The sequence below is a fragment of the Amniculibacterium aquaticum genome (assembly GCF_003852705.1).
Lineage (GTDB): Bacteria > Bacteroidota > Bacteroidia > Flavobacteriales > Weeksellaceae > Amniculibacterium > Amniculibacterium aquaticum.
Genome location: NZ_REFA01000006.1, coordinates 36,808 through 63,247, shown reverse-complemented (window position 1 = coordinate 63,247; position 26,440 = coordinate 36,808). Strand labels below are relative to the sequence as shown.

Annotated in this window: 23 protein-coding genes; 7 read left to right on the top strand and 16 right to left on the bottom strand. The window is 37.7% G+C overall.

All coding sequences use genetic code 11. The features are described 5' to 3' along the window. Positions 1-53: 53 nt before the first annotated feature. Both lat and amaB read right to left on the bottom strand, forming a co-directional pair. Positions 54-1,388 (bottom strand): L-lysine 6-transaminase, encoded by a 1,335-nt coding sequence (gene lat / locus EIY84_RS04010; protein WP_124640627.1) that lies wholly within the window; start codon positions 1,386-1,388, stop codon positions 54-56. A 55-nt stretch (positions 1,389-1,443) separates the two neighbouring features. After that, entirely contained in the window at positions 1,444-2,994 is a 1,551-nt protein-coding gene (amaB, locus tag EIY84_RS04005) for an L-piperidine-6-carboxylate dehydrogenase (RefSeq protein ID WP_124640626.1), read from the bottom strand. A 145-nt stretch (positions 2,995-3,139) separates the two neighbouring features. Here amaB and EIY84_RS11805 point away from each other — a divergent pair, with 145 nt between their 5' ends. Then, positions 3,140-3,292, top strand: coding sequence for an FAM210 family protein (locus EIY84_RS11805; RefSeq protein ID WP_164472011.1), 153 nt, complete (start codon positions 3,140-3,142; stop codon positions 3,290-3,292). A gap of 80 nt (positions 3,293-3,372) precedes the next feature. Here EIY84_RS11805 and EIY84_RS04000 read toward each other — a convergent pair whose 3' ends face one another. Next, positions 3,373-3,903, bottom strand: coding sequence for a DUF4136 domain-containing protein (locus EIY84_RS04000; protein WP_124640625.1), 531 nt, complete (start codon positions 3,901-3,903; stop codon positions 3,373-3,375). Positions 3,904-3,907: 4 nt separating this feature from the next. Next, the gene (locus EIY84_RS11800) at positions 3,908-4,084 is read right to left on the bottom strand and encodes a DUF5522 domain-containing protein (protein WP_164472010.1); all 177 of its coding nucleotides are present in this window, start codon (positions 4,082-4,084) and stop codon (positions 3,908-3,910) included. A 39-nt stretch (positions 4,085-4,123) separates the two neighbouring features. Between EIY84_RS11800 and EIY84_RS03995 the strand changes: the two genes are divergently transcribed. The 3 genes from EIY84_RS03995 (at position 4,124) to EIY84_RS03985 (ending at position 6,472) form a co-directional block, all read left to right on the top strand. Further along, positions 4,124-4,453, top strand: a complete 330-nt coding sequence (locus tag EIY84_RS03995; RefSeq protein WP_124640624.1) for a hypothetical protein — start codon at positions 4,124-4,126, stop codon at positions 4,451-4,453. Positions 4,454-4,526: 73 nt separating this feature from the next. After that, entirely contained in the window at positions 4,527-5,438 is a 912-nt protein-coding gene (locus tag EIY84_RS03990) for a 1-aminocyclopropane-1-carboxylate deaminase/D-cysteine desulfhydrase (protein WP_124640623.1), read from the top strand. After that, entirely contained in the window at positions 5,435-6,472 is a 1,038-nt protein-coding gene (locus tag EIY84_RS03985; RefSeq protein WP_124640622.1) for a glucosaminidase domain-containing protein, read from the top strand. Before EIY84_RS03990 ends, EIY84_RS03985 begins: the two co-directional genes overlap by 4 nt. Positions 6,473-6,551: 79 nt before the next feature. On the opposite strand, the gene EIY84_RS03980 is transcribed toward EIY84_RS03985, so the two are convergent. The 10 genes from EIY84_RS03980 to EIY84_RS03935 all read right to left on the bottom strand — a co-directional run bounded on the left by EIY84_RS03980 (position 6,552) and on the right by EIY84_RS03935 (position 21,435). Further along, positions 6,552-8,126, bottom strand: a complete 1,575-nt coding sequence (locus tag EIY84_RS03980) for a S8 family serine peptidase (protein ID WP_124640621.1) — start codon at positions 8,124-8,126, stop codon at positions 6,552-6,554. Positions 8,127-8,178: 52 nt separating this feature from the next. After that, on the bottom strand, positions 8,179-9,396 hold the full coding sequence (locus tag EIY84_RS03975) for a glycosyltransferase family protein (RefSeq protein WP_124640620.1): 1,218 nt from the start codon (positions 9,394-9,396) through the stop codon (positions 8,179-8,181). A 53-nt stretch (positions 9,397-9,449) separates the two neighbouring features. After that, the gene (locus EIY84_RS03970) at positions 9,450-9,983 is read right to left on the bottom strand and encodes a thioredoxin family protein (protein ID WP_124640619.1); all 534 of its coding nucleotides are present in this window, start codon (positions 9,981-9,983) and stop codon (positions 9,450-9,452) included. A 62-nt stretch (positions 9,984-10,045) separates the two neighbouring features. Continuing rightward, complete coding sequence (locus tag EIY84_RS03965) at positions 10,046-11,692, bottom strand: MFS transporter (RefSeq protein ID WP_124640618.1); 1,647 nt, start codon at positions 11,690-11,692, stop codon at positions 10,046-10,048. Between the two features lie 88 nt (positions 11,693-11,780). Further along, positions 11,781-13,292 (bottom strand): peptide MFS transporter, encoded by a 1,512-nt coding sequence (locus EIY84_RS03960; protein WP_124640617.1) that lies wholly within the window; start codon positions 13,290-13,292, stop codon positions 11,781-11,783. Between the two features lie 108 nt (positions 13,293-13,400). Continuing rightward, positions 13,401-14,789 (bottom strand): peptide MFS transporter, encoded by a 1,389-nt coding sequence (locus EIY84_RS03955; RefSeq protein ID WP_124640616.1) that lies wholly within the window; start codon positions 14,787-14,789, stop codon positions 13,401-13,403. 92 nt (positions 14,790-14,881) lie between these two features. Continuing rightward, complete coding sequence (locus EIY84_RS03950) at positions 14,882-16,537, bottom strand: peptide MFS transporter (RefSeq protein WP_124640615.1); 1,656 nt, start codon at positions 16,535-16,537, stop codon at positions 14,882-14,884. Positions 16,538-16,725: 188 nt separating this feature from the next. After that, the gene (locus EIY84_RS03945) at positions 16,726-18,870 is read right to left on the bottom strand and encodes a S46 family peptidase (protein WP_124640614.1); all 2,145 of its coding nucleotides are present in this window, start codon (positions 18,868-18,870) and stop codon (positions 16,726-16,728) included. A gap of 137 nt (positions 18,871-19,007) precedes the next feature. After that, the gene (locus tag EIY84_RS03940) at positions 19,008-20,966 is read right to left on the bottom strand and encodes a heavy metal translocating P-type ATPase (protein ID WP_124640613.1); all 1,959 of its coding nucleotides are present in this window, start codon (positions 20,964-20,966) and stop codon (positions 19,008-19,010) included. Between the two features lie 43 nt (positions 20,967-21,009). Beyond that, positions 21,010-21,435 carry a Fur family transcriptional regulator gene (locus EIY84_RS03935; protein WP_124640612.1) on the bottom strand — a complete coding sequence of 142 codons (426 nt, stop codon included), beginning with the start codon at positions 21,433-21,435 and terminating at the stop codon, positions 21,010-21,012. Positions 21,436-21,533: 98 nt separating this feature from the next. Between EIY84_RS03935 and EIY84_RS03930 the strand changes: the two genes are divergently transcribed. Next, the gene (locus EIY84_RS03930; protein ID WP_124640611.1) at positions 21,534-22,052 is read left to right on the top strand and encodes a ferritin; all 519 of its coding nucleotides are present in this window, start codon (positions 21,534-21,536) and stop codon (positions 22,050-22,052) included. A gap of 72 nt (positions 22,053-22,124) precedes the next feature. Here the strand turns inward: EIY84_RS03930 and EIY84_RS03925 are convergent, their stop codons facing one another. Then, a complete protein-coding gene (locus EIY84_RS03925; RefSeq protein WP_164472009.1) occupies positions 22,125-22,853 on the bottom strand; it encodes a hypothetical protein in 729 nt (242 codons plus the stop codon). A 196-nt stretch (positions 22,854-23,049) separates the two neighbouring features. Here EIY84_RS03925 and EIY84_RS03920 point away from each other — a divergent pair, with 196 nt between their 5' ends. Beyond that, positions 23,050-24,159: a 5-(carboxyamino)imidazole ribonucleotide synthase gene (locus EIY84_RS03920; RefSeq protein ID WP_124640609.1), complete on the top strand. Its 1,110-nt coding sequence runs from the start codon at positions 23,050-23,052 to the stop codon at positions 24,157-24,159. A 28-nt stretch (positions 24,160-24,187) separates the two neighbouring features. After that, positions 24,188-24,703 carry a 5-(carboxyamino)imidazole ribonucleotide mutase gene (purE, locus tag EIY84_RS03915; RefSeq protein WP_124640608.1) on the top strand — a complete coding sequence of 172 codons (516 nt, stop codon included), beginning with the start codon at positions 24,188-24,190 and terminating at the stop codon, positions 24,701-24,703. A gap of 121 nt (positions 24,704-24,824) precedes the next feature. On the opposite strand, the gene EIY84_RS03910 is transcribed toward purE, so the two are convergent. Further along, the gene (locus EIY84_RS03910; protein WP_124640607.1) at positions 24,825-26,429 is read right to left on the bottom strand and encodes a CTP synthase; all 1,605 of its coding nucleotides are present in this window, start codon (positions 26,427-26,429) and stop codon (positions 24,825-24,827) included. Between the last annotated feature and the right edge of the window lie 11 nt (positions 26,430-26,440).

The following is a 26,440-nucleotide window of genomic DNA, read 5'->3' as shown; positions in this document are numbered from 1 at the left end:
AATAAACGCGAGGGAAAAAATCCTTCGCGTTTTAAATTAGATAATAATTCTTCTTACAACTTTTTAATAGCGGCATCCATCTTTTCTAAAGCCAGATCCAACTCTTCTTTTGTCACATTCAGATGCGGACGGAAACGGATGGATTGGTCACCACAACTGAGTATAATCAAATGATCTTGGTACAATAAATCTCTTAGTTTATCCCTTAAATCGCCGTCCGGCAAATCCACAGCACACATCAATCCTCGGCCTCTTGCAGCAGAAAGTACACTTGGATATTTGGCACAAAGTCCTTTTAATTTCTCTAAAAGATAATCGCCCAAAACTTTAGAATTTTCAACCAAATTTTCTTTTTCAATCACTTCCAATATCAACTGAAATCTACAAAAATCGATAAAATCTCCTCCAAATGTAGAATTGATTCTGGAACTTTCAACAAAAACATGGTGCTCGACTTCATCAAATTTTTCTTTATTGGCCAAAATACCACAAACTTGTGTTTTCTTACCAAAAGAAATAACATCCGGAACTACTGAAAAATGTTGGAAACCCCACATTTTACCGGTCATACCGATACCGGTTTGCACTTCATCAAAAATAAGAAGCACTTCGTTATCGTCACAGATTTTTCTGAGTTCAACAAAAAACTCATCACGGAAATGGTTGTCCCCACCTTCGGCTTGTATCGGCTCAATAATGATGCACGCCACCTTGTCCGGATGGGTAACTATGGCTTCTTCGATGTGCAATAATGCCAATCGTTCTTGCTTCATGGTTTCTTCCAAATTTTCTTCGGTAATTGGAAAATGCAGTTTCGGATTTATGATTCTTGGCCAGTCAAACTTTGGAAAATACTGGTACTTTCTAGGATCTGAAGTATTGGTCAAACTCAAAGTATAACCGCTTCTCCCGTGGAAAGCTTGTTTGAAATGGATGCAAATTTCGCCTTCTTGTTTCAGTCCTTTTTCAAAATTCTTTCTGGTTTTCCAATCGAAACAGGCCTTCATCGCATTTTCTACCGCCAAAGTTCCTCCGGAAATAAAGAATGCGTACTGCAATTCTTTTGGGATGGCTACCCTCTCGAAAACCTCCATAAATTGGGCATACTCATCGGAATAGACATCGGCCAAAGTCGGTTTGTTGATCGCCATTTTGCCCAACCATTCCGTTTTTGTCAGCAAATACGGATGGTTGTAGCCTATGGATGCCGATGCAAACATGGAAAACATATCCAAATATTCGGTATTGCTTATTTTATCGTAAATCCATGATCCGTGAGATTTTTCAAAATCCATTACAAAATCAAAGCCGTCGGCCAGGATGTGTTTGGAAAGTATCTGTTTGACTTTATTGGTTGCTAAGGGTTGTTCAGCTATTGCGTTATTCATATTATTATTTTTTGTTGATGTTAGTTATTTTGAAATTATTTGGTGGTTAATGGTTTTACAAGTCAAACTTGATCCCTTGTGCCAAAGGAAGTTGCGTTGTATAATTTATGGTATTGGTCTGTCTTCTCATGTAATATTTCCAAACATCAGATCCGGACTCTCGACCACCGCCGGTTTCTTTTTCGCCGCCAAAAGCACCTCCGATTTCGGCACCAGAAGTTCCGATGTTTACATTAGCTATACCACAGTCGGATCCGGAATGGGAAAGGAACATTTCGGCTTCGCGAAGATTATTGGTCATAATTGCTGAGCTCAATCCTTGAGGTACTGCATTTTGAAGTTCAATGGCTTCATCCAAAGTTTTATATTTGATTAAATACAAAATAGGAGCAAAAGTTTCGTGTTGAACAACTTTATAATGGTTTTCAACCTCGGCAATACACGGTTTTACATAGCAACCGGATTGATACTGGTCACCGGTAAGAACACCGCCTTCGACCACAAATTCTCCACCTTCGACTTTGCAATTCTCAATGGATTCTAAATATTGATTCACCGCCAATTGATCAATCAGAGGGCCAACATGATTGTTTTGATCCAGTGGATTGCCAATTTTAATTTGAGAATAGGCTTTAACCAAACGGTTTTTCACCTCATCGTACACCGATTCGTGAATGATAAGTCTTCTGGTGGTGGTGCATCGTTGGCCTGCAGTACCTACAGCACCAAAAACGGCACCTATGATGGACATGTCCAAATCTGCATTTTCGGTGATGATGATGGCATTGTTACCTCCCAATTCCAAAATGGATTTCCCGAATCTTTCTGCCACTTTCGAAGAGACCATTCGACCTACTTTGGTCGATCCGGTAAAAGAAACCAAAGGGATGTTTTTGTCTTCGACCAAAACTTCACCGATTTGATGATCGCCAACAATCATGGACGAAATTCCTTCGGGCATGTTGTTTTCCGCAAGAACTTCGTTGATGATATTTTGACAAGCGATGGCGCAAAGTCCCACTTTTTCGGATGGTTTCCAAACGGTAACATTTCCACAGATCCAAGCCAAAGCGGTATTCCAAGACCAAACGGCAACAGGGAAATTAAAGGCTGAGATCACTCCTACAATTCCTAAGGGATGATATTGCTCGTACATTCTGTGTCCCGGTCTTTCGGAATGCATGGTATATCCGTGCAATTGTCTGGAAAGTCCAACGGCAAAATCACAAATGTCTATCATTTCTTGTACCTCGCCATAACCTTCTTGTAGGGATTTGCCCATTTCGTAGGAAACCAATTTCCCCAAATCGTCTTTGTATGCTCTAAGTTTTTGTCCAAATTGTCTTAGCAATTCTCCTCTTTTGGGAGCAGGTATGGTTCTAAATTCCTTGAAAGCGGCTTTTGCTTTTTCTATAACTTGTCTATAATCTTCTACCGAGCCGGACTTAATGGTTGCAATGAGGCTTCCGTCCGTAGGAGAATAGGATTCTATCCATTCGCCATTTGCGAAATATCCTTTGCCGGAAGAAACTCCGAGGTTTTCTTTACCAATTCCTAAATTTTTCAAGGCGATTTCTATTCCGAAATCTTGAGTTGTATTTGTCATAATGCTGTTAATTCATAAGGTCGTTAAAGATATGTATTATTCGGAAAATAGCAAAAAACCATTTGATGATTTAAGAAAGTTTTAACGATACCCCTATTTCAAAAGAAAATCATTAAATTTGAATTTTCAAAAAAAGTTTACATTCATGAATCATAATCAAGAAGACCATTCGAAGTTGAAAAAATGGTTTAAAAGAGTGGGATGGGCAGGATTGGCTTTCTTCACCATTAAAGGTTTGGTTTGGTTGGTCATCTTTTATTACGGAGCCGAAAGCATTAAAGGTTGTGTTAACATCTAAGAGCCAGTGATAAATCAAAAAATCATAAAAAAAGCCGTTTGAAAGTGGAGTTTCAAACGGCTTTTTGAGATTTATACGATTTATTTCGATTTTTGTGGAGGATAATTTTTCATGATTTCTGAAACTATTTCCGGAATCTGTCGTTGTTTCGATTTTGGTGAATCTACCGAAATACCGCTTCCTACACCTTGCCAAACCAGTTTCTGAGACTGTGCATCGATCAAATCGATGATTAAAGCACCTTCGTTGTAATTGCTTGTCCAAGTACGGCTCATGCCAATGCCCCAACCAAAAGGTCCGCCCCAACCGTACATGCCATACGGTCTATCCACATTAATATCTTTAACTTTTTTGTGGTTGGCTTTGACATTAACTATCAAATCCGGGTGATCCGCTACTACCAAACCTTTGGCTTGCAGTTGTTTGGAAACTTCGTTCAACACTCTATCTTTGTCGATGTCATTCAGTTGCAAATCGTTGATTCTTAATTTATAGGATTTGTACTGAACAAAATTTACGGTTTCTGCATAATCGGTTTTCACATTAAAAGGCGTACACGAGGTCAGTCCCAATGTTAATGAAGCCAAGATTGCAATTGCATATTTTTTCATAATTCTATTTTTTTAAATCTTTTTTAAAGGAATCTGTTTTTTTATCGTATCCATAAGGACAATGTTTGCATCCATTTTTGCAACAATATCCTCTTTTTAGGTGGTATTTCTCTGTAAAGACCTTATATCCTTGTTCGTTATAATAAAAGTCCTCACCTTCTTTGATATCAATTTTTGCCATGAGTTAAATACTAATCAAATACTTTCTTACTTTTGTTTTATGATAATTGTGTGCCAAAAGCTTCTCAAAAATACAAAAATTAATGGTATTGCTCTCTTCCCTTTTATTATTTTGAAAAATCCAGAATTTCAAGAGGATAAAACTTTGGTCAATCACGAAAAAATACATCTAAAACAACAATTAGAATTGCTGATTGTTTTCTTTTATTTGTGGTACATCATCGAATATTATTATTGGTTATACAAACTAAAGTCCCGTTACGGAGCCTATAAAAAAATTTCGTTTGAAAGGGAAGCTTATGACAACGAAGACGATTTGGATTATCTAAAAAAAAGAAAATTTTGGAGTTTTTTACGATATTTTAATTAACTTCTGTGTTAAACACTCTAAAAAAAGTTAAAAACCTTGAGGTTCAAAATAAAAAATCATTAACTTTGTTTACATGGAAATTCCAAGTACCATAATCCCTATTACAGAAATTCTTGTAAACAAAAACATACAACTCTTCATAAAAAGGGAAGATCTTATACACCCCGAGATTTCCGGTAATAAATATTGGAAGCTTTTCTATAACATCAAAAACTATCTTAGTCAAAATCCTAAAAAACCACAACTTATTACTTTTGGTGGTGCATTCTCCAATCATATTGCGGCTACAGCAGCCCTTGCAAACGACCTCAATATTCCTTCTTTAGGAATTATTCGTGGAGAAGAATTGGTGGACAAATGGCAAGAAAACCCCACATTGAGTTTGGCTCACACAAAAGGAATGGACTTTCGATTTGTGACCAGAACCCAATACCGAGATAAAGAAATTCTCTCAAAAGACATTTCTAATGAATATCCCGAAGCTCTCATTGTCCCTGAAGGCGGCACCAACTCATTGGCTGTAAACGGGATACAACACATGCTAAATAACGAAACAAAATATTTTGATTACCTTTGCACCGCAGTTGGAACCGGCGGAACGCTTTCTGGCATTGTAAAATACAGTGAAGAACACCAGAAAAGCATTGGCTTCAAAGCGGTAGACGATCCTACTTTATGCGACAGAATTATCCAACTTTCAGGAAAAGAAAATTTCGTACTGATGGATGCACACGACGGACGATACGGAATAATAAATGATGAATTAATCCGTTTTATCAATGATTTTCAAGAAAAATACAACATCCCGTTGGATCCTGTCTATACTGGAAAAATGATGAAAAAAATTTTTGAACTGATCGATCAGAACTATTTCCCGAAAGATTCAAAAATATTGGCCTTTCATACCGGAGGTCTCCAAGGAATTTCTGGAGCTAATGAAATGCTTATTAAACAAAATAGATTAACCATAAATTGTAAAATATGAAAAAACTTTTAGCAATAACAAGCTTTTTTATACTTTCTAAAAACCAAGCACAGACTTGGAAAACTGAAGAACAATACATACAAAAATTTGCTACCTATGCGGTAGAAGAAATGGAAAAATACCACATCCCGGCCTCCATCACCTTGGCTCAAGGTCTATTGGAAACCGGTGGCGGACAAAGCAGATTGGCGCAAGAAGGCAATAACCATTTCGGCATCAAATGCAAGGAAACCTGGACAGGGAAATCCATGAAACACACCGACGATGCCCCTAACGAATGCTTCCGAGTGTATGACAATCCCAGAGAGTCGTATGAAGATCATTCGAAGTTTTTGGTCGAAAGAAAACACTATGCCCCACTTTTCCAATTGGATCCTAAAGATTATAGAGCTTGGGCTTTTGGACTGAAAAAAGCGGGTTATGCAACCAACCCAAAATACGCATACATTCTATTAAATAAAATTGAAAAATACAAACTTTACGAATTTGACAACACCACTTCCAAAGAGGTATTGTACACCGTTCTTAGGTTATATCCTGGATTAAAAGACGACTCGTCTTTTATGGCACAGCTGGACAACAAAAAGGAAAAAACCTCTAGAAATATTCCAAGCTCTTTGGCAGCAGTTAATGAAAAACCGCAATTTGTAGAAATAAAATCTAAGGTAGAAGCACTGAACGATATGCTCATCAAGAACCATCCCAACGGAGGATTGAAGTATGTTATTGTGCCCGAAAATACCACCATCCGATTTATTGCCAGCAAGTACGGCATCCCTGAAGGGAAAATCATGAAATGGAATGAAACGACCCTTCAAGAAGTGGCTAAAAATTCTATCGTTTTCCTAGAACCTAAAAATACAGAAGCCCGAATTGCTACTTATACTGTGGAAAATGGCGAAAACATGCATACCATAGCACAAAAATTCGGCATTCGATTGGACAAACTGTATTCTAAAAACAGAATGAGTATTGGCGAAGAGCCTAAATCCGGTGATGTTCTTTATTTACAAGATCGCAGACCTAGAAGCTAATTCAGCTTTCAATTATAAAACAAAATCCGCCTATCTTCTTCAGAAAGGCGGATTTTTTATTTACATATATTAAAATTGATTACTTTAATTTTCTTTGTTTGTAAAGATCTTCAGCTTTTTGTACGGCTTTGTAGGCATCGACCACACCGCCAGAAACAGAAATGTCTTTCAGTTGTTCGTTCTTGTTCACCGATTCCATCAAGATGGTTTTTATGTCGGATGCTTTCAGCTTTGGATAGTGAGACCAAACCAGTGCTGCAACACCTGCAACTGCTGGAGAAGCCATGGAAGTTCCTTGCAAAAATTTATATTTTCCGTCTGGGAAAGTTGCATAAATTTCGGTTCCAGGACCAAAAACATCTACCGATTTTTTACCCCAATTGGAAAATCTTGCTCTCAGATTATCGCTAAAACGAGTGTTAGCACCCACAGTAATCGTGGTAGGGCTGTACTGTTTGTCGTTGATTAAAGTTAAAGGATACTTGACATTGACATCGACATCCATATTATCGTTTCCAGCTGCTTTTACAATCAAAACATTTTTAGATTCGGCATATTTGAAGGCATCAACAACAATTTTATGATTGTCATCGTACGATTTTCCGAAAGACATGTTTAGGATTTTAGCACCATTGTCCACGGCATAACGAATTCCGTTGGCAATATCGGTATCTCTTTCGTCACCATCCGGAACCACTCTTACTCCCATAATTTTGATGTTGTTTCCGCCTCCGGTTCCCATCATGCCTTTGTTGTTGCCCCATTCAGCAGCAATAATCCCAGCGACATGGGTTCCGTGATCGTCAGAAAGACCTTTCACATCGTTGTTTCCGTAGATTTTACCGATACCATCTTGAGGGTTATAATTCAGGTTATACGCATACTTCAAGCTGGTTTGGGCATTATCCAAAGCGGCATTCATTTTCTTTTTGTATGCTTCGGTAACATCGGTTATTTTTTTATTTTCCCAATCGGCAGGTTTCATTTCTTTAAAAATAAATAAACCTTCCAAAGCCATTGCATTGTCCGAAGTAAAATTATCAACCAAAGATTTTGTTAAAGTTTGATTTCCAAAAGCTTTATCCAAGGCCTCTAATCTTGGAGTCATATAATTGATTCTGGTTTTGGAAAGTTCTGTATTCAACTCATATTTATAGATGGTTGTATAGTAATCTTTCTTCAATTTCAGATATTCCTTGTACTTTGCAGGGTCAGAAGCTGAGGTGTTTGCAGAAAAGAAATCATTCAATTTTTTGTATTGTCTGGTCAGTTCATAACTGTCCGGAGCGTAGTTTTTACCATTTTTATCGGTTAGGAAATTCCATCCGTGCAGGTCATCAACAAAACCGTTTTTGTCGTCGTCCTTATTGTTCCCTTTTTTCTCTTTTGGATTGATCCACATGTTGTTTTTCAGATCCTCGTGAAAGTATTCTACACCACTATCCAAAACACCTACCACCAAAGGATTGGCTTTTCTTTTCTTTTCTTCTAAGAATTTTTTAGCTTTTAGGGTATTCACGCCGTACACTCCGGTTTCTTCCAGATCGCTGTGCATCCAATTTTTTAGAAAGGTAGAGTCGACATTGTTTTTTTGTTGAGCTTGAGCAAAAAGTCCCATAGACAAAAGCCCGGCAGTTAAGATTATTTTTTTCATATTTCAAATTTACTTGGCTAAAATACAATTTAAAAAGGAAATCACGAATTTGTTAAAACTTATTCGGTTTCCTTTTGTGATAAATGGACATTAAATGGTTTATGAAAAAAGCTATTAAAATTAATTGTATCCATTCGAAATCCAGCTTAAACCTAATGTTACTGGCATGTCCAATCGTATAAGGAATGGTAAAACCTATAAAAATAAGAGTAAAAAATGCAAATAGTTTTTTGTTATTTTTAAAAATAATCAACATTGACAACAATGAGATTGCATTGAGAAATAAAACATACATCTTTCTGAATACTATTATTTTAACATCCTTATCATAAAAATATCTCGGCGGAACATACCACAAAAGGGCAGTGTTTTGAAAGGCTTTTTTCAGGTATAATTCTGTAGGAACATTTTTCTCCAACTCTTGTTTGTAAATTTCTTCCATTCTTTTTTCGCTGACCTGAGCTCGATATTTAAACAATTGCTCTTCTTTCTTTAAAGAAAAAATTTTCAGCTCAGAAATAACTGCATTCGATTCTGTAAAACCAACAAAAATATTCTGATAATACGGATTTTTACTCGGTATAAACTGATGCATAGTAACATAATTTCTTATAATCCAAGGCGAATAACAGAAAAAAAGTGTAATTCCGAAGACAAAAGCTTGCTTAAAATTAAATTTACTTTTAAAAATTAAATAGAGAATGAGAACCAATGCAATGGGTACCACAACAACTTGAGTTAGAAAAAGTAAGGCCGTTAGCGAACCAAAAAAAACAAAATGTCCAGTTTTTGAGAAATGATTAATATAAAACCCGCTCCAAGTCCAAAACCAAAAAACACATAGAAATATAAAGAGGGTTGTAGCCTCTAAAACGGTTGAATAATACAAATAGGCAGGTGAAAATAGAAATAAAAAACCAGCTATAAGTCCGATCTTTGAAAGTTTGTAAATTTCTAAAATCTTCACAATCCCAATGGGGACTAAAAAAAACAGCATGTGTTGTACAACAACCGCTAATTTAGCAGCATAACTACCAAATAAATACTGAAAAAAACTCAAAAACAACGGATAAATGGGCAATTTCATTGCAGAAGGTCCCACGGTTCTAATCTCTGAATACTCACCAAAGTTCACCAAGTTTCTTGCGATGCTCCAATCTTCATATCCAGAAAAATTATTCTGAAAAAACAATGTGAAAACAATTTTCAAAACCAAAATAAGAAAGTTGATTCTTAAAAAGGTTTTATAATCCAGACGATTTAGTAACATAAAAAAATGGAGTTGCACTTTACAACTCCAAATATAATCTTAAAAAATTTAATTTAGTCCTTCAGTTTCGATTTGAATTTTTTCTGATAATTCTCCCACTGTTCTTTGGATTTTATTTTTTTATAATCGTCTTTATTAAACATTTCCAAATAGGGTTCCAAATCTTTTGCGGTGAGCAATCCATTCAGAATCGTTATGGGTTGGGCTTTTTCATCTAAAAAAACCAAAGCCGGAACCGAAACTACATTCATATATTCTGCAAATTCGTGCACTTTGTTTCTCGAATTTTGCAATTGGGCATTGGGATTTCCAAAGGACTGTCCCAGATACTCGATATTTTCTTTGCCTTCGGTATCAAATTTTACCGGTAAATAATTTTCGTTGATGTACTTGGAGATCACAGGGTGGTTGTATGTTTTTTTATCCATAATCTTGCAGGGACCGCACCAAGTAGCATAAAAATCGATCAGTATTTTCTTGTTATTTTCTTTTTGAAGTTTCAAAGCTTCGTTCATATTCATCCATTTAACTTGCGAAAAAGCCAAAAAAGAGAATAAAAAAATCGGTAGAAAAAGTATTTTTTTCATACAATAAAAAATTATAAGTTGAAGTACTCCCCTGTGCTTATCAAAATCAGTACCAAGAAATTCTAATTATCTTGTTGCAATCGTCTTTCTCTCGGTCGAATGATGAGTCTGTCGTACAAAGAAAGGCTGATGATGGAAAACATTCCTATCCCGACAATAACCATCCAAATTTTATTGGGCTGATAGTTTTCCCACAACATATTGGTCATTTCCCAATGGTTCATCCCCAATTTTTGTTCGGCCAAAGCATAATATTCATTTTTAGAAAAAGGGAGATGAATTTGGCTAACATCCACATTTTTTTGTTGGGCCAATTGGTTGAAAGACTTCCCTACTCCATTCCAATCTACGGTTTCTGATTTCAGGTTGAATTTATTTTCAAAATCGGTAATGGGCATATCAAGAGCTTTAGAACCGTTTTCGATAAATTGTTCTCGGCTTACCACTGCCGGCATTTCCAGATTTCTTTTGCCCATTTCTCTTTGCAAAAGGCTCAATTTATCCGACCACGATTGGTAGAGGTCTCCAGAAATAAAACTGGTAACGGCATAACTGGCAGCAACCGGTAAGAAATAAGTCCCTTGGTAGAGGCCTTCTTTTCCTTTTGGAGTAATCAGGGCGATGAAGGACGAAACCGTAGGGCTGGACATCATTTCACCAATTGCAAAAATCATGGTTCCTATGATGGTGAACCAAACGGAGTGGGTATAAAAAGTAAGTCCAACACCGATGGTTGCAATAACAGCACCACGAATTACGGCAGAAATATGTCGCATTTTAGTCACATAAAAGGAAATGAAAATTTGAAAGAAAATAATCATCAACGAGTCAATGTTGGTAAACCATTCCGGCTTTACCAAACCATCTTGGGTAAGTCCACTCCCTAAAAAAGGAAGATTTTCATTGAGCCAAGTACTGATGGTTCTAGAATCTACCCAATCTTCAATAAAATTTGGCAGCGTGTTGAACAATTGATTGAACATGGTCCAAAAACCAATCATCAGCAACAACAAAATACTCAATCGGGTATCTTTTAATGCTTCAAAAATATTAACAATGGATTTTTTTAGAGCAACGCCCAAAGACTCTTTGGGTTTTTCTACTTTAGGCTCTTTGAAAAAGAATAAAACCACCAAAAGATTAATGGTAATGACTGCAGCTGCTTGTATAAAAATAATTTTCCATCCGTAAGTTGTTCTCAGCACCGATGACATGGACGGACCTATAAACCCACCAATGTTCACCATCATATAAAAAACGCCAAAACCAATGGTACCGGTGGTTTCGTCCGTAGATCTAGCTACAATTGCCGATGCCACAGGCTTGAAGAGTGCAGCACCTACAGCTACCAATAAAAATAAAACATAAACACTAGAAAAAGTCTTGGCTTCTCCCAAAAAATAATATCCCAATATCATGATGACATAGGCTACAATCAGAGATTTTTTATAACCGATACGATCGGCAATTTCACCAAAAAACAAAGGCAATAGATACAAAATGGCGACAATATTCCCCATGATGCTTCCCTTTTGAATATGGTTGAAGCCCAAACCACCGGTATCGGTAGAACCTACGAGATACAAACCGAACAATGTATAAATCCCGTACCATGCCCAGCGTTCCATAAGTTCCATAAAACTGGCTGTCCAGAATGTTTTGTTCAGGGTTTTAACGGTTTGTAAAAATGATTTATTATTTTCTGACATATTTTTTATTTTAATTTTAATTCAAATTCTAAATATTCTATTAATCTTGATCCAAAAATACTTTCTACTTTTTACTTGCTACACAACACTACTTTACTTCTTGCATTAATTTTTTTATCATCGGAGAGATGACAATTAACACAACCCCAGCAACAACGGCATATATTGCCAGCTGCTTGTAGCCTTCGGCATAAGTGATAAGGACATCCAAATTGGAAGCTCCTTCCTTGGCGGTAGCCATATTGGCACCGATGATTCCCGCTACATACTGTCCGTAAGCCGATGCCAAAAACCACATTCCCATCATCATGCCTTGAAGATTTTTTGTGGAAAGTTTGGTCATGATGGACAACCCGATGGGTGAAAGGCAAAGTTCGCCCAAAGTAATGATCAACAAAGCCAAAGTAAAAAAATTGAGTGATGTAATGCCCGCTGCATTGGCAAAGAATTTTGTTGCAAACAAAGTGTAATACCCCAATCCTAAAAAGATAAATCCTAGCCCAAACTTGATGATGGTATTGGGTTCGAATTTTCTTTTGTTGAGCCAAATCCACAGCAAACCGATAAGAGGAGCAAGGAAAATAATGAAAAAAGCACCTCCGGAATTGTTAACTCCGTTGGGATCCAATCCTAAAAGGTCGTTGTTGAGGTTTTTTGCGGCAAAAATACTGAGAGAACCTCCACTTTGCTCGTAAATTCCCCAAAATAAAATGGAAAACAAAATGAAAATAAGCGCAGCAAAAAGTTTTTTCCTTTCGGCAGAACTTACTTTGGTCATCTCATAAAATAGATAAATTAAGGTTAATGGACCAATCGTGTACATAAAATAATCTGTAAACTCGGTCTTTGCCACCATAATTTGTATGATGGGTACAAAGATTAAAGAAAGGGCATAAACTCCGTATTCTTTCCATTTTGAAATGGTTTTGGACTGGTCTTCCGAAAGAGGATGTCCGGGTTGAAGCCCTATCGTTCCGAGGGATTTTTGGGTGAAAACAAAATTAATCAACGAGATTACCATTACGATTGCGGCTAAACCGAATGCAACATTCCAACGGGACGATTCAGAAATTAAATCGCTGAACAATTGCCCTTTTCCAATGGCGATACAGATATAACCGCCGAGCAAAGCCCCCAAATTGATTCCTGCGTAAAACAATGAAAAACCGGCATCAGCACGGGAATCGTTGGGTTTGTACAACTGTCCCACCATGGAAGAAATATTGGGCTTGAAAAATCCTGTACCCACAACCGTAAAAGCAATTCCCAAGAAAAAAAACCGGTGCGGATCCGTAGCCAAAATCAAAGAACCCACAATCATCAACAAGCCACCCCAAAAAAGAGATTTTCTAAAGCCTAAAATTTTATCGGCAAATAGCCCACCGATGAAGGTAAAGGCGTACACAAACGCTTGGGTCGCTCCGTACTGTAAATTGGCCTCTTTTTCGTGAAAGTTAAGCTGAGAAATCATAAAGAAAACCAACATCCCACGCATCCCGTAGAAACAGAATCTTTCCCACATTTCTGAAAAGAAAAGCGACCAAATTTGCTTTGGATATTTCCCTTTAAAATTTTGAATTTCGTCCAAGGTTGTTGCCATACTCTTATTTTGTTTAATTAATTCACTGCTTTATTTACCAAACAGCATACGAAAATAAAAAAAACCTCCGACAATGCAGAGGTTTTCATTTATTATTTTGATTTGGAATTATCGAACTCCATGCATCATTTTAGAAATAAATTTATTAAGCAAGATTAGAAGTAAACCGCACACAATTACAAATCCTGAAATGTAAGTAAATACTTGTCCTGCTCCCATGGTTTCTACAACTGAAGCTACAAAACCTCCGATGAAGTTGGCCACAGAAGAAGAAAGCATCCAAACGGCCATTAGGATTGAAGCCAATTTCGGTGGAGAAAGTTTGGTTACTACCGAAAGACCAACAGGTGAAAGACAAAGTTCCCCGATGGTATGCAACAGGTAAGTCATTATCAACCACATAATTCCGGCTTTGTTGGCAATATCATCAATATTTCCGTTTGCATTTCTTTCGGCAACTGCTCCTAGCATAAACCAGAAACCTATACCCAAAATAACCATTCCAACACCCATTTTTACTGGAGTTGAAAGTTTGCTACCCAATTTAGAACTCCAGAACATGGCGAACAAAGGAGCTAAAGTCACAATAAAAATTGGGTTCACCGATTGGAACCATGAAGTTGGAATCTCGAATCCAAAAACATTTCTGTTGATGAATTTGTCCGTGTAAAGTGACAATGAAGATCCAGCCTGTTCGAACCCGGCCCAGAAGAATACCGCGAACAAGAATAAAATGAAAATTACTGAAATTCTTTGTTTTTCTTGAGCTTGAGTTAAGACCTCACCGGTATCCGGGTTTACAGATTTGTTGGCTTCAGCTTCTTCATCATGTGCGATGCCTACAGGTTTTTTACCCAAATCACCTAAATATTTTTGTGCAAAAGTGTTGAAGATAATTTGCCCCAACAACATCCCTACACCTGCAGCCAAGAAACCATAACGGTATCCGAAAGCCACAGTCCCATCGGCATTGGTGGTTTTAAATAAATTATCGGTAAAATACCCAATTACGAAAGGAGCGATTAGAGCACCTAAGTTGATCCCCATGTAGAAAATGGAAAATGCAGAGTCTCTCCTGCTATCACCGTCTTTGTAAAGTCCACCAACAAGGGTAGAAATATTGGGTTTGAAGAAACCGTTACCAATAATGAGCAGCAACAATCCTATATAAAGTCCAGTCATGTTATTCATCCCAAACAAAACGAACTGTCCGATCATCATGGTAATACCACCGATGGTAATGGAAAGTCTTTTTCCCAAAAATTTATCAGCAAGCCAACCACCGATTAGCGGAGTAAAATATACCAAGCCGGTAAAATATCCATAAAGCAACATTGCTTTACTTTCGTCCATTCCCAGTCCACCTTCCATTAATTTTTTTGTAAGGTAGAGGATCAGGATGGCTCTCATTCCGTAATAAGAAAAACGCTCCCACATTTCGGTGAAGAACAAAAGGTATAGTCCTTTTGGATGTCCTTTTTGTTGTACTGTATCCATATTGAATTTGATTGTTAAATTTTTGTTAAGACTCGCAAATATAGTTTATTTTCCGAAACGACCTAATAATTATCATAAAAAAAAAGAAGTGATTAACTCACTCCTTTTTCTTTCATTATTTTATTCAGATTTTTAAGAATAGACAATCCGATGACAAAGGCCAACAGGAGTAAACCAAAATTGACCCAAAAGAAATTGGCTTTGTCTTCATAATCGTACCACATACTGGCCAGGATGCCGGACAATTTGTTCCCGATGGAAATGGCTAAGAAATTCCCTCCCATCATCAGTGCAGTAATCCTTGGTGGCGAAAGCTTGGAGACCAAAGACAATCCCATCGGAGAGAGGCAAAGTTCGCCAATGGTAATCACACCATAGGTACCCACCAACCACCATGCCGACACTTTTGTAGCGCCATTGTCACCCGCATATACAGCAGCGACCATAACTAGGCAGGAAAATGCGGAAATCAGAATTCCCAAAATAATTTTACTTGCAGTAGAAGGCTCCTTCCCTTTCCGTCTCATCATCATGAAAAATCCTACAACAACCGGGGTAAGAGCAATTACCCAAAATGGATTGATGGATTGGAAGAGTTCTGTATTGTACAGATAAACTTTAGGATCGGGTTGACCTTCCAATTCGGCTTTCTGCTCAGAACCAATGTTTTTAAAATAAACATCTTTGCCCATCGTTTTTTCACTTTCACCTTGATCATTTTTCTGAGCTCGGAATTGATCATCATAAACCGTAACCTTATCGTCCTTATATTCTTTGGTTTCAACCAAAAAAATGCTTTCCAAAGGTTTCTCCAAAGCTTTTGGTGCAGATCGGTCGGTGTAATAATTGGCCCATCGTGTCAATGCCGTTCCGTTTTGTTTGAAAACCGCCCAGAACATGATGCCCACAGCAAAAATGGCCAATAAAGCGCCAATAGGTTTTTTATCTTCCTGATTGGCTTTAACATAAAGAGAAACATAAAAAACCACAACCGGAAGACAGGCAAAAATAAAGGCATCGGTGGAGTCGCTTCCGAAAATATTTCCCGGAATAATCCATCCCAAAGCACCGACCAATATTGCCGGTAAAAATACTTTGGATAGGATGCCCGCAATACCGACATCGCCCTCTTGTTTTGGCTTAAGGACATTGGCTTGTTGTACATGCTTCAACCCGAAAGAAAAGACAATGAGTCCCACATACATCCCAACACCTGCTGTGATAAAGGCTTCGCCCCAGCCAAATTTGTTACGCATAAAGGCAGCAATAATATTGCACACAAAAGCACCAATATTAATTCCCATATAGAAAATATTGTATCCGGAATCCTTGTTGTCTTTGTACGGTTCTTCCGAATACAAATTCCCTAAAAGTGTGGAAATACTCGGTTTGAAAAATCCATTTCCGATGATGATGAGTGCCATGGAAACAAAAAACATGGTTTGTTCTTGAAACACGCCAAGGCCGATGTATCCGGCTCCCATTAATGCTCCACCGATGTAGATGGCTTTTACATAACCCAAAATTCTATCGGCCAAAAAACCTCCCAAAAACGGGGTGAGGTAGGTTAGCGCAATGAAAGTTCCGAAAATATCATCGGCACTTTTGTCCGGAATGGCCAAGCCTCCTGTATCTTTTGGGTCGATCATGTAAAGGACAAATATCCCCAACATTAGATAATACCCGAATCGTTCCCACATTTCTGTAAGAAAAAGATAAGGCAAGCCTTTAGGATGTTTAGATTTCATATGTTTTAATTTATTATTTTAAAATTCGTTAGCAATCGATAAAATTTCATTCGATTTTTTATGCAATTGGCCAAAAATACTATTTAATGTCAAATATCACAATATTTTTAAGTGCATTGACGATTTTTAATCTTCATCCAACAAAAAAAGCCATCCATTTCGGACGGCTTTTCGATTAAGTCAAATTATTATTTCACGATTTTCATTTCATCGATCAACCATTTGGAGTTGGCAAATTTATCAATGATGAACAAAATGTATTTGGTATCGACCATGATGTTTCTGCACAATTTCGGGTCGTAGTTGATGTCGCTCATGGTGCCTTCCCATTGTCTGTCGAAGTTAAGACCAATTAAATTTCCGTAAGCATCCAAAGCCGGACTTCCGGAATTGCCACCCGTTGTATGGTTGGTTGCGGTAAAACCTACCGGAACATCGCCCGTTTTATCTTTATAAATGCCATAATCTTTGGCATTGTAAAGGTCGATCAACTTTTTAGGAACATCAAACTCATAATCTCCAGGAATGTATTTTTCCATAATTCCTGCTACATGGGTTTGGTAGTTATAACGAACGGCGTCGCGAGGTTCTGAGCCTTTTACCTGACCGTAAGTTACCCTAAGTGTGGAGTTGGCATCCGGGAAGAACTTTCTGTCCTTGTCGGTTTCCATCAATTGTGCCATGTATTTTTTCTGAAGCACATCGATCTCTTGTTGCAAAGCATTGAATTTGGTGTCGGCATTGCTCACATAGGCCTTTCTCAGTTCGGCCATCAACAACATAAAAGGATCTTTTGCCAAAGTTTCCATCAGTAAATTTTTATTTTCAAAAACTTTGTTGATGTTGGTCGTTACATTCGCATTATTCAAGCCTGCTCTTCCGGTAATGAAAGAATTCTTGGACCATTCTTCAATCACTTTCAAGTTTTTAGTTTCATCTCCAAAACCTTCTTTATAGCCTTCTGGCAAAAAGTTTTTAGGCGTTTTCTGTGCGTACAACGCCAATAATTTTGCTGTAACTTGGGCATCCAACTCACCGCTATAATCTTTGTAGAAGTTAGAAAGTTGCGCTTTGAAAGCATTGATGGATTTGTCATCCAACTTGCCTTGTTCGGCAGCGTTCATATAATTTAGAAAACGGTTGGCAAGGCTTAGCGTTTCGGCATTCCTAACCAATTCGCCGTAGTACGCATTGTTCAGTGCATACGGAGCTTGCTCGTTGTACAAACGGTACATTTCCGAAAGTGTCTTTTTGATTTCTGGGTTCTTCAAAGACAATTGGCTTTCGTAGGCTCTTTTCTTTTCCACAGCGTTGGATTTTTTCAAACCTTCGACTTCGCCAATCCATTTTTTCCAATAGTTGGCTACAGAAGCGTATTTTGAAGCATATTTGATACGAGTAGCTGCATCGGTACGCATTTTTTCGTCCAAAGTTTTTAGGGCAACTTCTCTTACGGCAATCCTTGCAGGGTCGGTCTCGGTCATGATTTTATCAATCGCGATGGACGGTAAATATTCCGTGGTACGACCTGGAAATCCATAGACAAAAGTGAAATCGTTTTCTTTTTTATCCTTGATGGAAACCGGCAAATAATATTTTGGTGTGAACGGAATATTGTCTTTGCTGTACTCTGCGGGTTTGTTATTTTTATCGGCATAAATTCTAAACATAGAGAAATCTCCGGTATGTCTCGGCCAAACCCAGTTGTCGGTATCCGAACCAAATTTACCAATGCTTTGAGGCGGTGCACCAACCAAACGGATGTCCTTGAAAGTTTCGATGACATAGGCATAATATTTATTGCCATAATACATCGGTTTGATGATGACTTTTTGATACGACTCTGTTGCAATCGCTTTTTGAGTGGCTTCCAAATTCTTTTTGATAAGGTCTTTGGCTTCGGCATCTGATAAACCTTGAGTCCCTGCCAAAACTTGTGCGGTAACTTCTTTGATATCCACAATAAAATCTACGGTAACTCCAGGATTTGGGAGTTCTTCGCCCATGTTTTTCGCCCAGAAACCTTGGCTCAGATAATCTTTTTCAACGGTAGAATGCGCTTGAATCTGTCCATAACCGCAGTGGTGATTGGTTAAAAGAAGACCTTTTGGTGAAATAATTTCGGCAGTACAACCACCGTTGAATTGCACCACAGCATCTTTAATACTCGGTTTTTGAGTGTCGAAGATTTGTTTTGCAGAAATTTTCATTCCCAAATCTTTCATTTCCTTTTCATTGATTTCCGTTGGAATCCACATTCCGCCGTATTGTTGGGCATAGGAAAAAGCCGTCCCCAGGAACAACGCAGCTATTAGAATCGTATTTTTTACCATGAATTTTAAATTTGGGCTAAAAATACATAATTTAATTTAGAACGATTTTGGAATTTTAAATTTTCAAGTCAAACGCAATAAAATTAATTTAAACTCAAAATACTCAATATTTTATATTTCAAAATATCGGTTGATTTTTAATTGTTAAACCTCATCCTTTGTATCCTTACGGCATTCAGAATGGCCAATAAAGCCACGCCAACATCGGCAAAAACGGCTTCCCACATGGTAGCAATCCCTCCTGCTCCTAAGACAAGCACTACGGCTTTTACCCCAAAGGCAAGAGCGATGTTCTGTTTTACAATTTTTTTGGTTTCTTTACCTATTCTTATTGCCAATGGAATTTTTATAGGATTGTCGTCTTGTATCACCACATCGGCCGTTTCTATAGCTGCATCACTTCCCAAGCCGCCCATTGCAATTCCAACATCGGAAATGGCGATTACCGGTGCATCGTTGACCCCATCACCTACAAAAGCAACGCTTTCTTTTTTCGCCAAAATAGATTTCACTTTTTCGACTTTATCTTCTGGGAGTAGATTTCCAAAATAATTAAGAATCGTTAAATTTTCAGCAACAGATTTCACCACTTCTTCTTTATCTCCGCTGAGCATGGTCGTTTTCACCCCAAGATGATTGAGCTGTCCAATGGTTTGCGCCGCTTCGGATTTTATTTTATCGGCAATGGTGATGTAGCCAACAAAGTCACCATCCAAAGCCATAACAATGGTGGTTTCTGCAATTTGTGTTAAATTTTCAGGATACTGAATGTGGTATCTATCCAACAATTTAAAATTACCGGCCATAAAAATCTTGGCATCTATTGTCCCCACCAATCCATGACCGGAAATCTCCTCAATTGCGTTAAAATTAGGGTTGGGTACAACTTCACCAACAAATTCATGAATGGCTGTTGCGATGGGGTGTGTGGATTTACTTTCGATAAAATTGAGATCGTTCAGGATTTTTTCCCTATCAAATTTTTCATCAATAACAACATCCTTCACTTTAAAAACACCTTCGGTCATGGTTCCTGTTTTGTCCATCACCACATGGTTTATTTCTGCAATGCTGTCCAAATAATTACTTCCCTTGAACAAAATACCGTGCCTGCTTCCCGCTCCTATACCACCAAAATACCCAAGCGGTATGGAAATAACCAGGGCACACGGACAAGAAATAACCAAGAAAATCAGAGCTCGGTAGAGCCAATCTTTAAACAGATACTCATCAACAAAAAAATACGGTACAACGACAATTGCCAAAGCCAAAGCCACAACAATTGGGGTATAAATTTTTGCAAATTTCCTGATGAACAGTTCCGTTGGAGCTTTTTGTGAACTGGCATTTTGTACCAAGTCCAAAATTTTTGACAGTTTAGAATCCTGAAATTTTGTAGTGACCACCACTTCGGTAACGGAATTCATATTGATCATCCCTGCCAAGACCGTTTCGCCTTTCAGTTTGGTGTCGGGTTTACTTTCGCCGGTTAGAGCTGCCGTATTAAAAGTCCCTTTTTCTGAAAGAAGTTCTCCGTCCAACGCCAATTTTTCTCCAGGTTTTAGCTGAATGATGTGACCCAAAACAGCTTCCGCAGCCGGAATAGTTTTAGTTTGGTGCCCTTCTTTTATCGTTACCACATCCGGTCTTTGGTCCAACAACGATTTTATATTGGACTGGGCTTTGGTAACCGCCATATCCTGAAAAGCTTCTCCAACGGAGTAAAACAGCATCACGGCGACCCCTTCCGGAAATTCGCCAATTGAAAAAGCACCTATAGTAGCCAGGGACATCAGGAAAAATTCAGAAAAAACATCGCCCTTTTGGATAGAAATAAATGCTTCCTTCAAAACAGGAAAACCCACAGGAAGATAGGCGATAAAATAAATCACAAAGCGATACCCTCCAACCAACCAATCCGGCTTGATGAAGTGATCCATAACGAGAGCCAACCCTAAGATTGATGCAGAAATAAGAGCCGGAAAAAACAAGTTAAAATTTCCACCTTCATGATTTCCATGGCTGTGGTTGTGCTGATCGTGATTTTCAGAATGCGTATGTTGGTGGCTATCAGGGGTACAACAGGATTTGGACATTGTAAATATTTTAGACAAAATTAACAAGTCTTTTCGTGCAACCCTATGGCAAAGTTTGACAGTCTGGACAAATGCCTTGTGCCACCAGCTTCAATTCTTTCAGTAAATAGTCTTTTGGTAAATGAATGTTCGGAAAAGAAATCTCGTTGAGGCATGTGGTTTTCTTACAAACCAAACAATAAAAATGCAAATGTGTGTCGTGGTGGCGATTTTCCGAACAATCATCCTGACACAATAAATATTGAGTGGTGTTGTTTTCTTGTACGCCGTGGATGATGCCTTTTCTCTCGAAAGTTTTGAGAGTTCTGTACAAAGTACTTCTATCAGAAGGATCCAGTTTGTCCTCCAAATCGGATAACGAAAGGGATTGTTTGGTTTTCAAAAACTCTTGTAAAACCAAAATCCTGACGGCGGTAATTCCAATATTTTTTTTTTGAAGAATATGGGTTGAATTTTCTAAAAAAGACATCCTTAAATTTTATTCAAATATAAAAAAATCATGACTTTCAAAAGCATTCCGTTTGGGAAACCAAGAGATAATTTGTAATTTTGAAAAAAGATTTAGAAATGATTAGCGAAAGAATAGCACAAGCGATTAACGAGCAAATAGCAAAAGAACATTTTGCAGCATATTATTACCTGTCCATGTCGGCATGGTTTTACAAAAACGACTTGGACGGTATTGCCAATTACTTCCGTGTACAACACAAAGAAGAAATGATGCATGCCGATAAAATGTTTGATTATCTGAACGATGTTGGTGGCGACATCATTCTACAATCTGTAGAACAACCGCCTCACGAGTTCAAAAATGCTATAGAAATTTTTGAAAGAGCTTTGGAGCACGAAAAGTTGGTAACCAAAAGCATCTTCAATATTATGAAATTGGCCAATGAAGAGAGCGATTACGCTACGGTATCTTTCCTACAATGGTTTGTAAACGAACAAGTTGAAGAAGAAGCCAACGCATCTCAAATGGTTAGTAAAATAAAAATGGTACAAGACAATCCTTCGGCATTGTATCTATTCGACCAAGAGTTGGCACAAAGGGTTTTCGTACCGGATCCGAATGCGAAAGTAAAATAAAAACAAAAAACTTCTGTTAAAATTTAGCAGAAGTTTTTTTTTATTGATGTGACCAATTTGATGGTGCAACAATCAGTTTAAGTTCAGTCCAAAAACCAAACCAAGCCAAGGCTTGTTGTTGTAGATCCAAATGTTTTTGTTACGATCCATCAATTCATCAAAACCCAAAGCCAAACCAATTGAAAAATTATTTACGGCAACAATCCCTGCAATTCCTTTAGACCAAACAATACCATCGTATTCTTGCGACAATTGTTCTTTGGTTGTTGTTGGCGAAACAAAAGTATTTCCTAATCCAGAAAAAAATCCAACGGAATATCCAAAATGATTGGAGGTTCTTTCTGAAAACTGCAATGGACTTTTGGGATAAGAAATCCTATACACATCTGTTCGATACCCCAGATACAATGCCCCATTCAAATTGGCATTGAGCTGAGCCGGTACATTTTTATTTGAGAAGCGATATTTAAGCGGAAAGGTCAAAAAATCTACATCAAAACTGTTTTGAACCAAAGAAAAAGAAGAAGTGTTGGCACGATTGGTTAATGAATTGTACACTTTAGGAACATGAAGTGTATCTAACTTTAGGTTTGGATCTTCATAAATATTGATATCTTCTTGATTAACATCAACATAAACAAACTTTCTCCCATTTTCAGATTTTTTATAATAATACCCATCCGACAACTCTTGCTTTGCCGTTTTTTGCAACGCGACACAGCTGTTCATCAACATGATGATTGTTGTTGCGAAACCTATTTTTAACTTTGAAAACATAAAAATTTCACAGTTACATTTCATCTATTTATTAATTTTTGATTTAAGAATTGTAATCCACAAAAATATAGAAAAGTGTTTTAAAAACCTGTTTGTATCCATTTAAATAAGTTCAAAACATGGAAGTCTTATATTTTTCATGTAATTTTGCAACGCAAAAAAATCTGAGATTAATTCAGAAAATTTATCAATAAAAATAGACTTTTAATACAAGTAAAAAATGAAAATCGGAATTTTAGGAGGTGGCCAATTGGGCAGAATGTTTATACAAAGTGCATTGAAATACGATGACGAAATTTATGTCTTAGATCCTTCCAAAGATTGTTCTTGCGCACATATTTCTCGATTTACACAGGGAGATTTCAACGATTATGATGCCGTGTACCAATTCGGAAAAGACAAAGAGGTGGTTTCTATTGAGATTGAACACATCAATACCGATGCATTGTTTGATTTGGAATCCGAAGGGGTAAAAGTAATTCCGAATCCTAAAATCATCAGCATCATTCAGCAGAAAATTTTACAAAAACAATTTTATCAAAACAAAGGCATACCAAGTCCTGATTTCCAAATCATCCACAACAAATCCGAAGTCAATTTCCCATTGCCTTTCGTACAAAAAATGAACACGGGAGGATACGATGGAAAAGGCGTTCAGATTATTCGTACCGAAGAAGATTTGGCCAAAATGTGGGATGTACCATCGGTATTGGAAGCTTTGGTAGATATTGAAAAGGAGTTGTCCATCATCGTTTCACAAAATGAAAATGGAGAGGTAAAAGTATTTCCGGTTACTGAAATGGTTGCCGATCCCGTCCTTAATTTATTGGATTTCAACATTTGTCCGGCTCAAATTTCCGATTCGGTACACGATCAAATTCAGACCATTGCTCAGCAATTTATAGATGCTGCAAAATCTCCAGGAATTTTTGCCATAGAATTGTTGTTGGACAAAGAAGGTAAAGTTTGGGTAAACGAAACCGCTCCAAGATTGCACAATTCTGGACACCAAACGCAAGAAGGAAATCTCAATTCGCAATTCGAACAATTTTACAGAACACTAAAAAATCTACCTTTGGCATCTACCGACATCCATTCTTTTTCTGGAATGTTGAATTTGGTAGGCGAAGAGGGACACAGTGGAAAAGTTGTCTATCAAGGTCTAGACGAAGTGCTGAAAATGCCAAAAGCCTTTGTGCATCTTTATGGAAAACTGGACACCAAACCCGGCAGAAAAATGGGCCACATCAATGTTTTGGCCAATACTAGGGAGGAGTTGATGGACGAATTGGTGAAAATTAAAAGAATGGTAAAAGTAATTGCCGAATAAAAATTTAAAGAATAAAATCGAATAAAATATGAAACCACGAGTAGGAATAATCATGGGAAGCCAGAGCGATTTGCCCATCATGCAACAAGCTACTGATTTCCTAAAAAATTTAGAAATTCCGTACGAACTTACGGTAGTCTCTGCCCACAGAACTCCGGAGCGCATGATAGACTATGCCAAAACCGCTAAGGAAAGAGGGATAGAAGTTATTATTGCCGGAGCAGGAGGTGCCGCTCATTTACCTGGAATGGTCGCAAGTTGTACCACTTTGCCTGTGATTGGTGTTCCCATTTTATCCTCCAATTCTATTGATGGATGGGATTCTGTTTTGTCCATTTTGCAAATGCCTTCGGGAATTCCGGTTGCTACAGTTGCACTGAACGGCGCTACCAATGCAGGGATTTTGTCTGCAAAAATCTTAGGTGTTGCCGATGCATCGGTTTCAGAAAAACTGGCTCAATACCAACAATCGCTTACGGATAAAGTTTTAGGAACCATAGAGGACATCAAGCCTCAACATCCTAATTTTTATGATGTAAAATAATACAACAACCGTCATCAAAATAGCATCCAAGGAAAAATCTCCTTGGATTTTTTATTGTTTTGAATAAAAAAAATCCACCTCAAAAAAAATGAGATGGATTCTATAATTTTTCAAGCTTATACTACTTGGTGCACGCTTTTACAAAGGCCACAAACAATGGATGTGGAGTTTCTACCGTACTTTTATATTCCGGGTGGTATTGTACTCCGACATAGAAAGGATGGTCTTTCAATTCTACCGTTTCCACCAATTGGGTATCCGGATTGAAGCCAGAAGCGACCATTCCGTTTTTCTCAAAATCCGACTGATATTCGGAGTTGAACTCGTATCGGTGTCGGTGTCTTTCAGAGATGTTTTTCGTTCCGTAGATCTCATGAAGTTTGGTATTTGGTTTTAGGGAACATTTCCAAGCGCCCAATCTCATGGTACCTCCTTTTTCTTCGATATTTTTCTGATCTTCCATCAAAGAGATTACAGGATCTGGAGTGGTGGTATCAAACTCTACAGAATTGGCTTTGGCTAAATTTAGAACATTTCTTGCAAATTCTATGGTGATGATTTGCATTCCCAGACAAATTCCTAACATAGGGATTTTGTTTTCCCTTGCGAATTTTGCAGAAAGAATTTTACCCTCAATACCTCGATCTCCAAAACCAGGTGCAATGAGCATACCGTCGATTCCTGCAAAAGTTTCAGCTACATTTTCATCGGTAATTTCACCGCTGTACACCCATCGTACTTTGACTTCGGTTTCCAACTCGGCACCTGCATGGATGAATGCTTCTGCAATGGATTTATACGAATCCTGAAGGCTTACATACTTCCCTACCAATGCTATTTCTACAGATTTTTTAGGGTTTTTATGTCTTTTCAAGAAGTTTTTCCAATCTTTAAGATCAGAAGTTTGATCCGATTTTAGACCCAATTCTTTCAGTACCACTTCATCAAAATTTTGCTTTTGCAAATAGGTTGGCACTTCATAAATGGTATCCAAATCAATACTTTCAATAACATTTTCAACAGGAACATTGCAGAACTGAGCCAATTTTCCCTTGATGTCTTTGGTAATTTTATGCTCGGTACGACAAACCAAAACATCGGCTTGAATTCCGCTTTCCATCAACTGTCTAACCGAATGTTGAGAAGGTTTGGTTTTCAGTTCTCCACTTGCTGCCAAATAAGGCAAAAGTGTAAGATGGATCACCATGGAGTTATTCTCTCCCAGTTCCCATTTTAGCTGTCTAACACTCTCAATATACGGCAAGGACTCGATGTCGCCAACGGTACCACCGATTTCTGTAATGATGATGTCGTAGTTTTGCTTAGAAAGAAGTTTAATTCTTCTTTTAATTTCATTGGTAATATGTGGGATAACCTGAACGGTTTTGCCTAAGAAGTCACCTTTTCTTTCTTTTTCAATAACCGTTTGGTATATTCTACCGGTGGTTACATTGTTGTTTTGAGAAGTGGGTGAGTCCAAAAATCTTTCATAATGTCCCAAGTCCAAGTCGGTTTCTGCACCATCTTCTGTCACATAGCATTCGCCATGTTCATAAGGATTTAAGGTTCCCGGGTCGATATTGATATAGGGATCTAATTTTTGAATGGTGACATTGAAGCCTCTGGATTTTAGGAGCAATCCCAGCGATGCCGAAACGATTCCTTTTCCTAAAGATGAAGTTACACCTCCTGTTACAAAGATGTATTTCGTGTTCTTTTTACTCATTAGATTTTGGT

Excerpts from the sequence above, each read along its gene's own strand:
- EIY84_RS11805 (WP_164472011.1), top strand. The coding sequence starts at position 3,140 with ATGAATCATAATCAAGAAGACCATTCGAAGTTGAAAAAATGGTTTAAA.
- lat (WP_124640627.1), bottom strand. The coding sequence starts at position 1,388 with ATGAATAACGCAATAGCTGAACAACCCTTAGCAACCAATAAAGTCAAA.
- EIY84_RS03970 (WP_124640619.1), bottom strand. The coding sequence starts at position 9,983 with ATGAAAAAAATACTTTTTCTACCGATTTTTTTATTCTCTTTTTTGGCT.
- EIY84_RS03960 (WP_124640617.1), bottom strand. The coding sequence starts at position 13,292 with ATGGCAACAACCTTGGACGAAATTCAAAATTTTAAAGGGAAATATCCA.
- purE (WP_124640608.1), top strand. The coding sequence starts at position 24,188 with ATGAAACCACGAGTAGGAATAATCATGGGAAGCCAGAGCGATTTGCCC.
- EIY84_RS03945 (WP_124640614.1), bottom strand. The coding sequence starts at position 18,870 with ATGGTAAAAAATACGATTCTAATAGCTGCGTTGTTCCTGGGGACGGCT.
- EIY84_RS03950 (WP_124640615.1), bottom strand. The coding sequence starts at position 16,537 with ATGAAATCTAAACATCCTAAAGGCTTGCCTTATCTTTTTCTTACAGAA.
- EIY84_RS03925 (WP_164472009.1), bottom strand. The coding sequence starts at position 22,853 with ATGAAATGTAACTGTGAAATTTTTATGTTTTCAAAGTTAAAAATAGGT.
- EIY84_RS03920 (WP_124640609.1), top strand. The coding sequence starts at position 23,050 with ATGAAAATCGGAATTTTAGGAGGTGGCCAATTGGGCAGAATGTTTATA.
- EIY84_RS03985 (WP_124640622.1), top strand. The coding sequence starts at position 5,435 with ATGAAAAAACTTTTAGCAATAACAAGCTTTTTTATACTTTCTAAAAAC.
- EIY84_RS03995 (WP_124640624.1), top strand. The coding sequence starts at position 4,124 with ATGATAATTGTGTGCCAAAAGCTTCTCAAAAATACAAAAATTAATGGT.
- EIY84_RS11800 (WP_164472010.1), bottom strand. The coding sequence starts at position 4,084 with ATGGCAAAAATTGATATCAAAGAAGGTGAGGACTTTTATTATAACGAA.
- EIY84_RS04000 (WP_124640625.1), bottom strand. The coding sequence starts at position 3,903 with ATGAAAAAATATGCAATTGCAATCTTGGCTTCATTAACATTGGGACTG.
- EIY84_RS03910 (WP_124640607.1), bottom strand. The coding sequence starts at position 26,429 with ATGAGTAAAAAGAACACGAAATACATCTTTGTAACAGGAGGTGTAACT.
- EIY84_RS03955 (WP_124640616.1), bottom strand. The coding sequence starts at position 14,789 with ATGGATACAGTACAACAAAAAGGACATCCAAAAGGACTATACCTTTTG.
- amaB (WP_124640626.1), bottom strand. The coding sequence starts at position 2,994 with ATGACAAATACAACTCAAGATTTCGGAATAGAAATCGCCTTGAAAAAT.
- EIY84_RS03980 (WP_124640621.1), bottom strand. The coding sequence starts at position 8,126 with ATGAAAAAAATAATCTTAACTGCCGGGCTTTTGTCTATGGGACTTTTT.
- EIY84_RS03935 (WP_124640612.1), bottom strand. The coding sequence starts at position 21,435 with ATGTCTTTTTTAGAAAATTCAACCCATATTCTTCAAAAAAAAAATATT.
- EIY84_RS03930 (WP_124640611.1), top strand. The coding sequence starts at position 21,534 with ATGATTAGCGAAAGAATAGCACAAGCGATTAACGAGCAAATAGCAAAA.
- EIY84_RS03975 (WP_124640620.1), bottom strand. The coding sequence starts at position 9,396 with ATGTTACTAAATCGTCTGGATTATAAAACCTTTTTAAGAATCAACTTT.
- EIY84_RS03990 (WP_124640623.1), top strand. The coding sequence starts at position 4,527 with ATGGAAATTCCAAGTACCATAATCCCTATTACAGAAATTCTTGTAAAC.
- EIY84_RS03965 (WP_124640618.1), bottom strand. The coding sequence starts at position 11,692 with ATGTCAGAAAATAATAAATCATTTTTACAAACCGTTAAAACCCTGAAC.
- EIY84_RS03940 (WP_124640613.1), bottom strand. The coding sequence starts at position 20,966 with ATGTCCAAATCCTGTTGTACCCCTGATAGCCACCAACATACGCATTCT.